This is a genomic window from uncultured Tepidimonas sp. (genome assembly GCF_938045175.1).
In the GTDB taxonomy this organism is placed as follows: Bacteria; Pseudomonadota; Gammaproteobacteria; order Burkholderiales; family Burkholderiaceae_C; genus Tepidimonas.
Map to the genome: position 1 here is coordinate 1 of NZ_CALIND010000176.1, position 13,110 is coordinate 13,110.

Here is a 13,110-nt window from a genome sequence, read left to right on the forward strand (position 1 = left end):
GTGTGCCCCTCCATCAGCACGACACGGGTGGACGCCACGTTGAGCGACAGCCGCAACAGCGTCGTGATCAGCAACACGGTCGGGAACACCGCAAAGTCCAGCGCGCGCCGCATGTAGGCCGCCACCATCATCACGGTCAGCGCAATCGCGATATTGAGCGTGAAAAACGTATCCAACAGCCACGGTGGCAGCGGCAACACCAGCATGGCCAGCACCAGCATCACCAGCACCGGCGCGGCCAGCGCCTGACCGTGCCCGCGCAGCGGGCCCAGCGACTGTTGCAGCGATTGCAAAACGGCGTTCATGGTGGGATGGGTTCAGACCAGGATCAGGGGGTGGCGCGGCCGTGCAGCGGGTCCAGTTCGACCGGCACCTGCGGCTGCGGCGGCTTGGGCATGGGGCCCTGACCGCGCAACGCGGCGCGCAACCGATAGACGTAGGCCAGCACCTGGGCCACCGCGGTGTAGAGCGCCGCGGGCACGGGTTGATCCAGCTCGGTGTGGGCGTAGAGGGCGCGCGCCAGCATGGGCGACTCCAGCACCGGCACCTTGGCGTCACGGGCGACGTCGCGGATGCGCAGCGCCAACAGATCGGCCCCTTTGGCGATCACGTGCGGCGCCCCCATGGTGCGCTCGTCGTAACGCAGTGCCACTGCGTAGTGGGTCGGGTTCATGACCACCACGTCGGCCTCGGGCACGCGCCGGATGCTCTGGCCATACGCGATCTCGCGCGCGCGCTCACGGCGCTTGCTCTTGACTTGCGGGTTGCCCTCGGTCTCTTTGTGCTCGTCCTTGACCTCTTGCAGCGACATGCGCAGACGGTGGCGGTAGAGGTATTGCTGCAACGGGACGTCCACCAACGCCACCAGCAACACCACCGTCAGCAGCCAGGCGACCCCGACCATGAACCATTCGCCGGTCTGTACCAGCGCCGACTCCAGCGGACGCAACAGCAGGGTGGCGAACGCCTGCAGGTGCGATTCGACGTACAGCGCCCCGATCAGACCGATGAGCGCCGTGATCGCCAGCAGCTTGATCACCTCCATCATCTGCTGGCGCGAAAACAGGCGCTGCAGACCGCTGATCAGACCGATCTTGGACCACTGGGGCAGCAGCGGCTTGGCGCTCAGGGCGTAGGAGCCCGCCGCGACCAGCGCCAGCACGACCAGCACCACCAGCGCCAGCCCCAGCGGCAGGTAGTAGCCCAGCGCCAATTGCAGACCGTCGGCCAGGCGCTCCAACATCAGGCGCGGCTCGCGCACGCTGGCCCCGTCGAAGCGCAGCCCCTCGCGCATCGCGCCACGCAGCCGCTCGTAAGCCCACGGCAGCGTCACCCACAGCAACACCAAGCCACCGCCCAACACCACCAGGTGCGTCAGATCCCGCGAACGCGGCACCTGCCCCTCCTCGCGCGCCTTTTGCAAGCGACGCGGGGTGGCGGGTTGGTTTTTGTCTTGGGTCGATTCCATGGCGGCCGAGCGGTGGCTGTCGGCCGCATTGTCCGGGGCGGGATCGGATTTCTAAAGCGCCAAAAGGCGCGAGAAACCCGCCACTTCCCGGCTTGTCCGCCGTGCGGGGCGGGCAGACGTCAAAAACCGAGGCTGGCCAGCAGGTCGTCCACCTGCGCCTGGCTGGTCACGACGTCCGAGCGCCCTTCCGGGTTGACGACCGGACCCGATAGCTCGGGGTGGCGCGCCGACTCGGGCGCGGCGGGCGTGTTGGCGGATTCGCTGCCCGCCGAGGGTGCCGTCTCGATCAACAATTGCAGCAGCTGCTGCTCCAGCGTTCCGGCCAGCGCCACCACTTTTTTGATCACCTGGCCCGTCAGGTCGTGGAAGTCCTGCGCCATCATGATCTCGGTCAGGTGGTGGTCGGTGCGCTCGGCCGCTGCTTGAATCTCGCTCGACCACTGCAGCAACTCGGGCATGGCCCACTTCAGCCCCGGCACCGCGCCGATGGTCTCGACCAACTGACGGCTGCTGTCGATGACCTTTTGCTGCTCGGCCTTGGCTTCGTCCACCCGGTTGAGCACCTTTTCTGCCGCCTCGCCCGTCAGGCGCGCGATGTACTCCAGGCGGCTGCGCGCGTCCGGCAATTCGCCGACCGCGTCTTTGAGCGCGGGCATGTAGCCGAGTGCCTTGAGCGCCTCGTGCAGCTCGCGGGTGATCTCGCCCAGACGCTGATAAATGTCACCCTTGCCGTCGGCCTTGGGCGCATGGGATGCGGTGTCGGTCATGCCCTCCCCTCCGGATACCGTGTTCACGCCCAGCCCATCTTGCGGAAGATGTTGGTGAGCTTTTCTTCGAGTGTCGCTTTGGTAAAGGGCTTGACGATGTAGCCCGCCGCCCCGCCCTGTGCCGCTGCGATGATGTCTTCCTTGCGCGCCTCGGCGGTCACCATCAGCACGGGGATGTGCTTGAGCTTGTCATCACTCTTGATCTGGGTGAGCAGCTCGAAGCCGTTCATGTTCGGCATGTTGATGTCGGTGATCACCATGTCGAACTTGCCGTTGCGCAGCTTGTGCAGGGCAACCGAGCCGTCTTCGGCCTCGTCGGCGTCGGCATGGCCCAGCTCCTTGAGCAGGTTGCGCACGATACGCCGCATCGTGGAAAAGTCGTCGACAATCAAAAAACGCACATCGGCCATGAAAGACTCCGTCCCGGACAGGCCTTAGTTTAAGGGCATGGGCCGCCCACCGGCAGCCGGTGTTTTCGCGGGGGTCGCGCTCGCTGCCCCCTGCACCGCGGCGCGGGCAGCGTCTTCGTCCTCGACCGCCGGGGCCGCCTCCAGTGACTTGGACATACGCTCCTCCGCCTCGCGCGTCAGCACCAAGATGCTGATGCGGCGGTTGCGCGGATCATACGGGTTGTCGGGGAACAGCAGCTGCTTGTCGGCCATGCCGACCACACGCGCGAGCTTGCCCTCTGGCAGGCCGGCGGCCACCAGCTCGCGCCGGCTGGCATTCGCCCGATCGGCCGATAGCTCCCAGTTGCTATACGCCCGCTCCCCGCTGCCATACGGCGTGGCGTCCGTGTGCCCCGAGAGCGAAATGCGGTTGTCGACTTCCATCAGCGCCTGCGCAATGGCACGCAAGATGTCGCGCATGTAGGGCTTGACCAGGGCACTGCCGGTGTCGAACATGGCGCGCTTCTGGTCGTCGACGATCTGGATGTTGAGCCCGTCTTGCACCATCTCCAGCCGGATTTGATTTTTGAACTCGGCCAGCTGCGGGTTGGCGTTGATGATGTTCTCGAGTTTTTCGCGCAGCGTCGCGATGCGCTGCTTGTCCTGGCGAATCGCCTCGGCGCGCGCGAGCTGCGCCCCGATTTCGCGCACCTTGTCCTCGATATTGCCGCTGGCGTCCTCACCCACGCTTTTGGTGAGGTCGTCGCCGCCACCGTCCAGAATGCTGGTGGCGCCGCCCGAGCCGGGGCCGCCAAACAGCATAACCTTCAGCGGCTGGTTGAAATAATCCGCAATGCCCTTGCGGTCGCCCTCGGTGGTCGAGCCGAGCAGCCACATCAGCAGGAAAAAAGCCATCATCGCCGTCACGAAGTCGGCGTAAGCGATCTTCCAGGCGCCGCCGTGTGCGCCATGCCCGCCTTTCTTGACGCGCTTGACGATGATGGGTTGCAGCGGCTTGCCGGACGAGGCCATGATGGACGCGATGCGAGGTCAGGGCGATGGGCGGAATCTCACCGTCATTTTTTCTTGACGTGCGCCTCTAGCTCACTAAAAGTCGGGCGTTGGTCGGAAAACAGCACCTTGCGGCCAAACTCGATCGCCGTCATGGGAGCGTAGCCCTGCATGCTGGCCAACAGGGTGGTTTTGATGCACTGGAATTCCTTGCTGGATTCCTCCACCTTTTGTTCCAACAGGCTGGCCAGCGGCTCGGCGAACGCATACGCCAGCAAGATGCCGAGGAACGTACCCACCAGCGCCGAGCCGATCATCCCTCCCAGCACGGCCGGGGGCTGCCCGACCGAGCCCATCGTATTGACCACGCCCAACACCGCAGCCACGATACCGAACGCAGGCAACGCGCCGGCGAGCCGCTGCAGCGCCGCCACCGCCGCGTGCTCTTCGGCGTGGTGGGTGTCGAGTTCCGCATCCATGATGGACTCGATCTCATGCGCGTTGAGGTTGCCTGAAACCATCAAACGCAGGTAGTCGGTGATGAACTCGACCGTGTGATGGTCGCTGGCAATCGTCGGGTATTTCTGGAACAGCGGCGAGGCATCAGGATTTTCCACATCGCCCTCGATGGCCATCAACCCTTCTTTGCGCGCTTTTTGCAGGATGTCGAACAGCAAGCCCAACAGGTCCATGAAGCGCGCCTTGGTGTACTTGGACCCTTTGAAGCACGCCCCCAGCCCGCGCCCGACGCCCTTGAGCACCTTCATCAGGTTACCGGCGATGAACGCGCCGATCGCTGCCCCGAAAATGGTGGCCATCTCGAACGGCAGCGCTTTCAGGATGACCCCGATGTTGCCACCGTGGATGATGAAGACACCGAAGATGCAGATCAGGACGATCAGCCAGCCGACGATGACGAACATAGGCGCTATCCTGCCTCAGGAAAGTGACGGACGATTCTAGCGTGAGACCGGGTGGGGTATCTCCACCGCGCTCAGGAAGAGCGCGCCCCGGTGGGCTGGCGTGGCCCCCGTTCCGCCCCCCGCCATAGCGGCGACAGGCGCTCGCGCAACGGAGCCCAGCGCTGCCACAAGCGCCAACCGCGCCACACCAGCCACGCCCCGCGCCATACCGCCCTGGGACGGCGCCACACCAGCACCGCCGCAGCCACCAGCGCCACCCACGGGTGCGCCTGCAGCCAGCGCCAGCCCTCGCGTGCCTGATCGGCCCAGCCGAAGGCCGGCTGCAGCGCCCGGCCCTGCAGCGCCAAGCGTTCGCGCAGCTCACCCGAGCGCTGCAGCAGCGCCTGGCGGCGCGCAGCCAACCGAGTGCGGCGGTCAGTTCCGGCCACGCAAGCGCTCCACGTCACGGTCCAGCTCGGACATGCTCGCCGCAAACCAGCGTATCCCCAGCAGACGCCGACGGGCCCAAAGCAGCGCGACAACGCCCAAGGTCAGAAATACCGCGCTGAACAAAGCCAGCGCCAGCAGCCGGTGCGACTCCCACAGTAACACCGTCAGTAGCACCGCCAGAAAGCCCGAGCCGAGTACCAGCAACAGGGCTGCGGCGACGGTTGCCGCCAGCCCCTCGGCCACATCGAGCGCATGCTCGCGCGCCTCGACGCCCAGCAGCGCAAGGCGCACCCGAAGCAGCTCGCCAGCGTCTTGGAACCATCCGCGCGTGGCGCTCCACAGCGACTGCGGCGCCTCAGCGGACGGGGGTCGATCCTCCTGGCCCATGGGAATCGGTGAGGGGGAGGGCATGCGCCCTCCCCCCTCGGCTTTAGCGACGGCCGATCAGCAGACCCACCAGCAGGCCGAAGCCCGCTGCCACCCCGATCGCTTTCCAGGGGTGCTCGTGCACATAATGGTCGGTGGCACGGGCCACTTCTCGCGTGCGCTCGCGCAGCGCCGCTTCGGCGTCGGCCAACCGATAGCGGGCGGTGCGCAGGTTTTCACCCAAACGCTCGCGCAGCTCGGCCACTTTTTCGCCCGTCGATTGGGCGGTGGCCGCCAGCAACTCTTCGGCATCGGCGACCACGGTCTTGAGGTCGGCCACCAGTTTGTCCTTCGGTTGCAGGGTGTTGTCGGTCATGGCACGCTCCTTGTGTGATGGAAAAATTGATGGTCCACTGTATCACGCAGGCTGCGGGTTGCGCAGGCGGATGTGCAGTTCGCGCAACTGTTTTTCGTCCACCGGGCTGGGCGCGTGGGTCAGCAGGCACTGGGCGCGCTGCGTCTTGGGGAAGGCGATCACGTCGCGGATCGACTCGGCACCGGTCATGAGCGTGACCAACCGATCCAGCCCAAACGCCAGCCCGCCATGCGGCGGCGCGCCGTATTGCAGCGCGTCGAGCAGGAAGCCGAACTTGGCGCGCGCCTCCTCCGGCCCGATCTTTAGCGCGGCAAACACCTTGTTTTGCACGTCGGCGCGGTGGATGCGCACCGATCCGCCCCCCAGCTCCCAGCCGTTGAGCACCATGTCGTAGGCCTTGGCCAGACAGGCGCCGGGGTTGGTGTCCATCAGGTCCTCGTGGCCGTCCTTGGGCGCGGTGAACGGGTGGTGCACCGCCACCCAGCGCTGCTCTTCGTCGTCGTACTCGAACATCGGGAAGTCCACCACCCACAGCGGCGCCCAACGGTCCTCGAACAGCCCGTTGGCCTTGCCGAAGGCGCTGTGCCCGATCTTGACGCGCAGCGCACCGATCGCGTCGTTGACGACCTTGGCCTTGTCGGCACCGAAGAACAGCAAGTCGCCATTTTGCGCCCCGCTGCGCTGCAGGATCGCCTGCAGGGCCGCGTCGTGCAGGTTTTTGACGATGGGCGACTGCAGTCCGTCGCGCCCCGCGGCGACGTCGTTGACCTTGATCCAGGCCAACCCCTTGGCGCCATAGATCTTGACGAACTCGGTGTATCCGTCGATGTCGCTGCGCGACAGCGCCGCCCCACCGGGCACGCGCAGCGCCACGACGCGGCCGCCGGTCATGTTGGCCGGCCCCGAAAAGACCTTGAACTCCACGTCCTTCATGACGTCGGTCAGCTCGGTAAACTCGAGCCGCACGCGCAGGTCGGGCTTGTCCGACCCGAAGCGCGCCATCGCCTCGGCATACGGCATGACGGGGAAGTCGCCCAGATCGACCCCAATGGTCTGGGCAAAGACCTGGCGGATCATCTCTTGGAACAGGTCGCGAATTTCCTGCTCCGTCATGAACGAGGTCTCGATATCGATCTGCGTGAACTCAGGCTGGCGGTCGGCGCGCAGATCCTCGTCACGGAAGCACTTGGTGATCTGGTAGTAGCGGTCGAACCCCGACACCATGAGCAGCTGCTTGAACAACTGCGGCGACTGCGGCAGCGCGTAGAACATACCGTCGTGCACGCGGCTGGGCACCAGGTAGTCGCGCGCCCCTTCGGGCGTGCTCTTGGTCAGCATCGGGGTTTCGATGTCGATGAAGCCGTGCGCGTCCAGAAAACGGCGCACCGCCATCGCCACGCGGTAGCGCAGCATGAGGTTGCGCTGCATCACGGGGCGACGCAGGTCCAGCACGCGGTGCGTCAGGCGCGTGGTTTCGGACAGGTTGTCGTCGTCGAGCTGAAACGGCGGCGTGACGCTGGGGTTGAGCACCACGATCTCGTGGCACAAGACCTCGACGCGGCCACTGCGGATGGCCTCGTTGACCGTGCCCTCGGGGCGCGCGCGCACCACACCCTTGACCTGCACGCAGTATTCGTTGCGCAGCCCTTCGGCGGTGGCAAACATCTCGGGCCGGTCGGGGTCGCACACCACCTGCACCGTGCCCTCCCGGTCGCGCAGGTCGACGAAGATGACGCCGCCGTGGTCGCGCCGCCGGTTGACCCAGCCACACAGGGTGACGGTCTGGCCCATCAGGGCCTCGGTGACCTGCCCGCAGTAGGTGGTGCGCATGTGCATGAAAACCTCTCGACTCATCGTGCGTGTGAAGGTAAAACGGTCAGCGATCGTGCAAACGTCAAGCCGGGCCCGAGGGCGCCGCCACCCCGGGCGGCAGCGCGCTCTTGCGACCGCCGGGCACGATCACCCCCATGGAAATGACGTAGGTCAGCGCCTCGTCCACCGTCATGGCCAACGGCACCACGTCGCGCCGGTGCACCATGACGAAATAGCCCCCCGTCGGGTTGGGCGTGGTGGGCACATAGACACTCAAATAATCTTGCGGCGGCAGGTGCCGGGCCACGTCGCCGCCGGGTGCGCCAGTCAGAAAGGCGATCGTCCACATGCCCTCGCGCGGCCACTGGACCAACAGCGCCTGCCGGAAGGCGTTGCCTTTTTCGGACAGCAGCGTGTCGGACACCTGCTTGACGCCCGAGTAGATCGAGCGCACCACGGGGATGCGCTGCAGCAGCGCGTGCCACCACGCGATGAGCTGGTTGCCAACGTAGTTGGACGCCAGCGCCCCGATGCCCAGCACGATGGACAGCGCCAGCAGCACCCCCAGACCCGGGATGCGCGTGCCGATCCAGCGCTCCGGCTGCCAGGCGTCGGGCAGGATGTTGAGGGTCTGATCCAGCGTCGAAATCACCCAATCGAGCACCCACAGGGTGACGATGAGCGGCACCAGGACCAGCAAGCCCGCTAGCAACCAGCGGCGCAGCGCGCCGACGATGCGCCCTCGGTCAATGACAGGCACAGGACGCCCCGCACGGCGTGGAAGACGCACCCCCCTCGGACGCCGCCGCCGCACCAGAGGCGGCCGCTCCGGCCGCCGCTGCGCCCGCCTTGTCGCCCGCGCTGGCCGCCGACGCGCCACTGCCGTTGTTGCGGAAATCGGTCACGTACCAGCCGGTGCCCTTGAGCTGGAAACCGGCGGCGGTGAGCTGCTTGCGAAACGTGGGTGCCCCGCACGCCGGGCACGTGGTCAGCGGCTCGTCGGACACTTTTTGCAACACGTCCTTGGCGTGGCCACAGGACTCGCATTTGTACGCGTAGATGGGCATGGCTGCACCTGCAAGGAAGTCTCGTTGAAACCCAAAATCCGGGAAAACCCTTCATTATAGGTGGGGCGGCGCGCCCGGGATTTCAAGCCCGCCGTCACCACAGCCGCAGGCGCAGCCACCACTGCATGGCCATGAGGCCGGCCACGAAGCCAAACAGCACGTAGATCACCATCATCAGCAGCCGCTGCGTGCGGCGCTGCTCCTGCACCAAGCGGTCGATCTCGTGCCGCAAGTCGGTGGGGCGCTGGCGCAAATAATCGTGCAGCAGACGCGGCAGCTCGGGGATCAGCTTCGCGTAGTGCGGGGCCTCGGCCTTGAGCTGGTTCCAGAACTTCTTCGGCCCCACCTGCTCCAGCATCCAGCGCTCCAGGAAGGGCTTGGCCGTGCTCCAGAGGTCCAGATCGGGATCAAGCTCGCGCCCCAGCCCCTCGATGTTGAGCAGCGTCTTTTGCAGCAACACCAGCTGCGGCTGGATCTCGACGTTGAAGCGGCGCGAGGTCTGAAACAGGCGCATGAGCACCAGGCCGAGGGAGATCTCTTTGAGCGGGCGATCGAAATACGGCTCGCACACGGCGCGGATCGCGGCCTCGAGTTCGTCCACGCGCGTGTCCGCCGGCACCCAGCCCGACTCGATGTGCAGCTCGGCCACGCGCTTGTAGTCGCGCCGAAAAAACGCGGTGAAGTTTTGCGCCAGATATTCCTTATCGAACTGGGTGAGGGTGCCAACGATGCCGAAGTCGAGCGAGATGTAGCGCCCAAACGTCTCCGGGGCGATGGAGACCTGGATGTTGCCCGGGTGCATGTCGGCATGAAAAAACCCGTCGCGAAACACCTGGGTGAAGAAGATGGTCACGCCGTCGCGCGCGAGCTGCCGGATGTCCACGCCCGCCTCGCGCAAACGCTGCACCTGGCTGATGGGCACACCGTGCATGCGCTCCATCACCAGCACCTCGGGGCGACAGTAGTCCCAGTACATCTCGGGGATGAGCACCAGGTTCAGCCCCGCCATGTTGCGCCGCAGCTGGGCCGCGTTGGACGCCTCGCGCATCAGGTCGAGCTCGTCGTGCAGGTATTTGTCGAACTCGGCCACCACCTCGCGCGGCTTGAGGCGGCGCCCGTCGCGCGATAGCCGCTCCACCCAGCGCGCTATGGTGCGCATGAGGGCGAGGTCATTTTCGATCACGGGCAGCATGTTGGGCCGCAGCACCTTGACCGCGACCTCGCGCCCGTCGTGCAGCCGGGCGAAGTGCACCTGGGCGATGGAGGCGCTGGCGACCGGCTCGCGCTCGAAGTGCGCGAACACCGCGTGCAAGGGCTGCCCGAAGGCGCGCTCGATGGTGGCAATGGCCACCTCCGCCGGAAACGGGGGCACGCGGTCCTGCAGCCGGGCCAGCTCGTCGGCGATGTCCGGCGGCAGCAGATCGCGCCGGGTGGACAGCACCTGCCCAAATTTCACGAAGATTGGCCCCAGCCGCTCCAATGCCTCGCGCAGGCGCTGGCCGCGCGGCGCACTCAGATTGCGGCCGACCGAAATCAGCCGCCGCAGCCGCACCAACAGCGGGTGCCGAAAGCCAGAGAGCACCAGCTCGTCGAGGCCATAGCGAAAAACGACCCAGGCGATCACCCAGCTGCGCAGCCATTGCCTCATGGCGCGCCTCCGCCGCCATCGGTCTGCGCGGCACCCGCCATCCGCGCGCGCAGCGTCTGTGCACGCTCGCGCGCCGCTTGCACCGCAGGCGCCAAGCCCGTGCGCAGCAGGGCCACCGCTTGGCGGCCCACCTGCACCAGCGTATGCGCTGCCGCGTCGCCCAGCAGGCGCGAGAGATCTTCCTCCAGGTCCCAGCGCACGTTGTCCACCAGCCACGCCACCTCGGCCGCGAGCTGCACGTCGCCCTCGATGCCCACCGTCGGCTTGTCGCCACTGGCCAGCTTGCCCGCCAGCGTGAACGCGGAGGGCTCGTCCAGGGTCAGCACCAGGTCGGCCGGGGCGTCAGCGCGGGCCTGCGCCAACAAGCCGGCGGGGGTGATGTGCAGCGCCAGCGCCCCCGGTAGCACGCGCGCCAGCGCCGCGTGCGGCCAACGCAACTGGATCGTCTTGCCTGCCTGCCGACGCAGGCGCTGCATCGCCTCGGGCTCTTGCTGCAGCACGTGGTTGAGCAGCAGCACGACGCGGTTGCGCGCCTCGTCGAGCAGCCACGGTGGCGGGGAAAAAGAAATCGGGGGCATGGTCATGCCCCCGATTCTGCCGGATTGGCGATCGGGCCGTCACTGCAGGGCTTGGACCCCGGCGACCAGCCAGCCGCCGCGCCCGTTCTTGGGGCGCGTGATGTTCCACACTTCGCGGAATGGGGCGGGTCCTTCGGCCGGATTTTCCCGGATCAGGCCCGAGAACTCGACGCTGGCCATGTATTCGTCGTCGCGCTCCTCGATACCCAGCAACTGGGCGTCCAGCGTCACGACCTCCGTCTGGTTGGGCACGCCGCCCGAGTGCCGCTCGCGCTCGGCGAGCTGGGCCTGGATCTGCTCGACCATCTCGTCGGTCATCATCGCGCGCAGGGCGGGGATGTCACCGCGATCCCAGGCGTCTTGCAGCTGGATGAAGTTGGCCTTGGACGCGCGGAGAAACCCTTCCGTGTCAAAGCCCGCGGGAATACCCCAAGCCTGGGGACCGTTCAGGGCCGCACCGATTCGGCTGCCCGGTTGACCGGCAGGTTCGGCCGTGCCAAAGGTGCTGTGGCTGCGCTCCCACGGCCGGGCCGACGCGTCGTTGCCGACATGGGCTGGCTGGTAGCCGCGCAGCGTGACGGGTGCCACCCCCCCTGCCCCGGCGCCTTGGTGCGCCAGGGCGGAGCGGCCCGCCGCCCGACTGCGCATGACCCATGCGATCACCGCCGCCACGACCATGGCGAGCAGCAGGATGAGCAGGAACTGCGCAAACGCTTCGCCGAAGCCGAGCGCGCTGGCCAGCCAGGCCAGCCCCAGCCCCGCGGCCAGGCCACCCAGCATCGCCCCCCAGGGACGCTGCGGCTTGGCGGCAGCCCCAGCGGCCGCGCCGGCGGGGGCCGTGGGCGCCGCGGCTTGGTTCGGCGTCTGCGCCGGCGCCGGTTGGGCGGGCGCCTGCGGTGCGGCTTGGCGTTGCGTCACGTTGCTGGACTGCTTGCCCATCGATCCACCACCGCCCAAGCGCTTGGCCCAGACGTCGGCCGACGACAAGGCCATCGCCGCCACCAGCATCCACGTTCCCAGTTTCGTCACCACGGTCTCTCTCCTAGCAAGGGCCACGATCACAGGCCCGGATTCATGTCTTGATGCCCACGTGCAAGGCGACGACGCCGGCGGTCAGGTTGTGCACATCGACGTGGCCGAAGCCCGCCTCCTGCACCATCCCGCGCAACGTCTGCTGATCAGGGTGCATGCGGATCGACTCGGCCAGATAGCGATAACTGGCCTCGTCCCCCGCCACCCAACGCCCCAGCCGCGGCAGCACATGAAAGCTGTACCAGTCGTAGGCTTTTTGCAGCGGGGGCGCGACCTTCGAAAACTCGAGCACCAGCAGCTTGCCGCCGACCCTGAGTACTCGATTCATTTCGCGCAGCGCAAGTTCCTTGTGCGTCATGTTGCGCAGACCAAACGCCACCGTGACGAGGTCGAAGTGGCCATCGGGAAACGGCAGTTGCTCGGCATCGCACACCACGGTAGGCAGCGCCAGCCCATGGTCGAGCAGCCGGTCGCGCCCCTCCCGCAGCATGGATTCGTTGATGTCGGTGTGCACCACCATGCCGCCCGGTTGTACCTTGGGCGCAATGGCCAGCGCCATGTCGCCGGTGCCCCCGGCGATGTCGAGCACGCGCTGGCCAGGCTGGGGGTTGGCGACCATGACGGTGTACGCCTTCCAGCAGCGGTGCAGGCCGGCGGACATGAGGTCATTCATGAGGTCGTAGCGCGGCGCGACTGAGTCGAAGACGGCACGCACGCGCCGGGCCTTTTCGCGTTCGTCGACGGTCTGAAAGCCGAAATGGGTAGAGCTCATGGCCGTATCGTAGCCGCTGCAGGGCGTGGGCGGGGCATCAATGGTGCCCGCAACCGGGCGCGGCCGCACTCGGCATGGGCGCGTCCCGGTCGAGGCCGGCTTCGGCCAGCCGGCGCTCGTAGTCGGCCCACAGCGCGTCCTGCTGCGAGCCGAGGAAGTACAGATACTCCCAGGTGAAGATGCCGCTGTCGTGCCCGTCGGAGAAGGTGGGCTGCACCGCGTAGTGGCCCACGGGCTCCAGCGCCACGATGTCGACGTGGCGCTTGCCGGTCTGCAGCACCGCCTGCCCCGGCCCGTGGCCCTGCACCTCGGCCGACGGGGAGTAAACGCGCATCAGCTCGAACGGGATGCGAAAGTGCGCGCCATCGGCAAAGCGAATTTCGAAGATGCGCGATGCGTTGTGCACGGTAATCGATTCGGGTGCGGGGGTGGTAGCGGACATGGGCGACCTCCGGTGAAGTGGGTTGGGATC

17 protein-coding genes are annotated in these 13,110 nt (G+C 66.8%); all 17 read right to left on the minus strand.

The genetic code is table 11. The features are described from left to right. On the minus strand, positions 1–305 hold a 305-nt coding region (locus tag Q0716_RS09170; protein ID WP_299022338.1), incomplete at its 3' end, for an FHIPEP family type III secretion protein. A gap of 23 nt (positions 306–328) precedes the next feature. After that, positions 329–1,468, minus strand: coding sequence for an EscU/YscU/HrcU family type III secretion system export apparatus switch protein (locus tag Q0716_RS09175; protein WP_299022341.1), 1,140 nt, complete (start codon positions 1,466–1,468; stop codon positions 329–331). 119 nt (positions 1,469–1,587) lie between these two features. Next, the gene (locus Q0716_RS09180; protein WP_299022344.1) at positions 1,588–2,235 is read right to left on the minus strand and encodes a protein phosphatase CheZ; all 648 of its coding nucleotides are present in this window, start codon (positions 2,233–2,235) and stop codon (positions 1,588–1,590) included. Positions 2,236–2,258: 23 nt separating this feature from the next. Continuing rightward, positions 2,259–2,645: a chemotaxis response regulator CheY gene (gene cheY, locus Q0716_RS09185; RefSeq protein ID WP_299022347.1), complete on the minus strand. Its 387-nt coding sequence runs from the start codon at positions 2,643–2,645 to the stop codon at positions 2,259–2,261. A gap of 24 nt (positions 2,646–2,669) precedes the next feature. Then, the gene (gene motB / locus Q0716_RS09190) at positions 2,670–3,656 is read right to left on the minus strand and encodes a flagellar motor protein MotB (protein ID WP_299022351.1); all 987 of its coding nucleotides are present in this window, start codon (positions 3,654–3,656) and stop codon (positions 2,670–2,672) included. Positions 3,657–3,700: 44 nt separating this feature from the next. Beyond that, positions 3,701–4,558, minus strand: coding sequence for a flagellar motor stator protein MotA (gene motA / locus Q0716_RS09195; protein ID WP_299022353.1), 858 nt, complete (start codon positions 4,556–4,558; stop codon positions 3,701–3,703). Between the two features lie 71 nt (positions 4,559–4,629). Beyond that, complete coding sequence (locus tag Q0716_RS09200; protein WP_299022359.1) at positions 4,630–4,986, minus strand: YqjK family protein; 357 nt, start codon at positions 4,984–4,986, stop codon at positions 4,630–4,632. Continuing rightward, a complete protein-coding gene (locus Q0716_RS09205; protein ID WP_299022362.1) occupies positions 4,973–5,398 on the minus strand; it encodes a phage holin family protein in 426 nt (141 codons plus the stop codon). The genes Q0716_RS09200 and Q0716_RS09205 overlap by 14 nt, the downstream gene beginning before the upstream one ends. A gap of 19 nt (positions 5,399–5,417) precedes the next feature. Next, positions 5,418–5,729 (minus strand): DUF883 family protein, encoded by a 312-nt coding sequence (locus tag Q0716_RS09210; protein WP_299022364.1) that lies wholly within the window; start codon positions 5,727–5,729, stop codon positions 5,418–5,420. A 42-nt stretch (positions 5,730–5,771) separates the two neighbouring features. After that, positions 5,772–7,565, minus strand: a complete 1,794-nt coding sequence (gene aspS / locus Q0716_RS09215; RefSeq protein WP_299022366.1) for an aspartate--tRNA ligase — start codon at positions 7,563–7,565, stop codon at positions 5,772–5,774. Positions 7,566–7,623: 58 nt separating this feature from the next. Continuing rightward, on the minus strand, positions 7,624–8,301 hold the full coding sequence (locus Q0716_RS09220; protein ID WP_299022369.1) for a DUF502 domain-containing protein: 678 nt from the start codon (positions 8,299–8,301) through the stop codon (positions 7,624–7,626). After that, the gene (locus Q0716_RS09225; RefSeq protein WP_299022373.1) at positions 8,288–8,608 is read right to left on the minus strand and encodes an FmdB family zinc ribbon protein; all 321 of its coding nucleotides are present in this window, start codon (positions 8,606–8,608) and stop codon (positions 8,288–8,290) included. The genes Q0716_RS09220 and Q0716_RS09225 overlap by 14 nt, the downstream gene beginning before the upstream one ends. A 94-nt stretch (positions 8,609–8,702) precedes the next feature. After that, positions 8,703–10,256, minus strand: a complete 1,554-nt coding sequence (gene ubiB, locus Q0716_RS09230) for a ubiquinone biosynthesis regulatory protein kinase UbiB (protein ID WP_299022375.1) — start codon at positions 10,254–10,256, stop codon at positions 8,703–8,705. Continuing rightward, positions 10,253–10,834 (minus strand): hypothetical protein, encoded by a 582-nt coding sequence (locus Q0716_RS09235; RefSeq protein ID WP_299022377.1) that lies wholly within the window; start codon positions 10,832–10,834, stop codon positions 10,253–10,255. Before Q0716_RS09235 ends, ubiB begins: the two co-directional genes overlap by 4 nt. A gap of 39 nt (positions 10,835–10,873) precedes the next feature. Next, positions 10,874–11,863 (minus strand): Tim44-like domain-containing protein, encoded by a 990-nt coding sequence (locus tag Q0716_RS09240; RefSeq protein WP_299022444.1) that lies wholly within the window; start codon positions 11,861–11,863, stop codon positions 10,874–10,876. Between the two features lie 43 nt (positions 11,864–11,906). Next, entirely contained in the window at positions 11,907–12,638 is a 732-nt protein-coding gene (ubiE, locus tag Q0716_RS09245) for a bifunctional demethylmenaquinone methyltransferase/2-methoxy-6-polyprenyl-1,4-benzoquinol methylase UbiE (RefSeq protein ID WP_299022380.1), read from the minus strand. A 37-nt stretch (positions 12,639–12,675) separates the two neighbouring features. Continuing rightward, positions 12,676–13,080, minus strand: coding sequence for a DUF971 domain-containing protein (locus Q0716_RS09250; protein ID WP_299022385.1), 405 nt, complete (start codon positions 13,078–13,080; stop codon positions 12,676–12,678). Positions 13,081–13,110: the final 30 nt, after the last annotated feature.

Excerpts from the sequence above, each read along its gene's own strand:
- motA (WP_299022353.1), bottom strand. The coding sequence starts at position 4,558 with ATGTTCGTCATCGTCGGCTGGCTGATCGTCCTGATCTGCATCTTCGGT.
- Q0716_RS09205 (WP_299022362.1), bottom strand. The coding sequence starts at position 5,398 with ATGCCCTCCCCCTCACCGATTCCCATGGGCCAGGAGGATCGACCCCCG.
- ubiE (WP_299022380.1), bottom strand. The coding sequence starts at position 12,638 with ATGAGCTCTACCCATTTCGGCTTTCAGACCGTCGACGAACGCGAAAAG.
- Q0716_RS09235 (WP_299022377.1), bottom strand. The coding sequence starts at position 10,834 with ATGCCCCCGATTTCTTTTTCCCCGCCACCGTGGCTGCTCGACGAGGCG.
- motB (WP_299022351.1), bottom strand. The coding sequence starts at position 3,656 with ATGGCCTCGTCCGGCAAGCCGCTGCAACCCATCATCGTCAAGCGCGTC.
- ubiB (WP_299022375.1), bottom strand. The coding sequence starts at position 10,256 with ATGAGGCAATGGCTGCGCAGCTGGGTGATCGCCTGGGTCGTTTTTCGC.
- Q0716_RS09175 (WP_299022341.1), bottom strand. The coding sequence starts at position 1,468 with ATGGAATCGACCCAAGACAAAAACCAACCCGCCACCCCGCGTCGCTTG.
- Q0716_RS09250 (WP_299022385.1), bottom strand. The coding sequence starts at position 13,080 with ATGTCCGCTACCACCCCCGCACCCGAATCGATTACCGTGCACAACGCA.
- aspS (WP_299022366.1), bottom strand. The coding sequence starts at position 7,565 with ATGCACATGCGCACCACCTACTGCGGGCAGGTCACCGAGGCCCTGATG.
- Q0716_RS09210 (WP_299022364.1), bottom strand. The coding sequence starts at position 5,729 with ATGACCGACAACACCCTGCAACCGAAGGACAAACTGGTGGCCGACCTC.
- cheY (WP_299022347.1), bottom strand. The coding sequence starts at position 2,645 with ATGGCCGATGTGCGTTTTTTGATTGTCGACGACTTTTCCACGATGCGG.
- Q0716_RS09180 (WP_299022344.1), bottom strand. The coding sequence starts at position 2,235 with ATGACCGACACCGCATCCCATGCGCCCAAGGCCGACGGCAAGGGTGAC.
- Q0716_RS09225 (WP_299022373.1), bottom strand. The coding sequence starts at position 8,608 with ATGCCCATCTACGCGTACAAATGCGAGTCCTGTGGCCACGCCAAGGAC.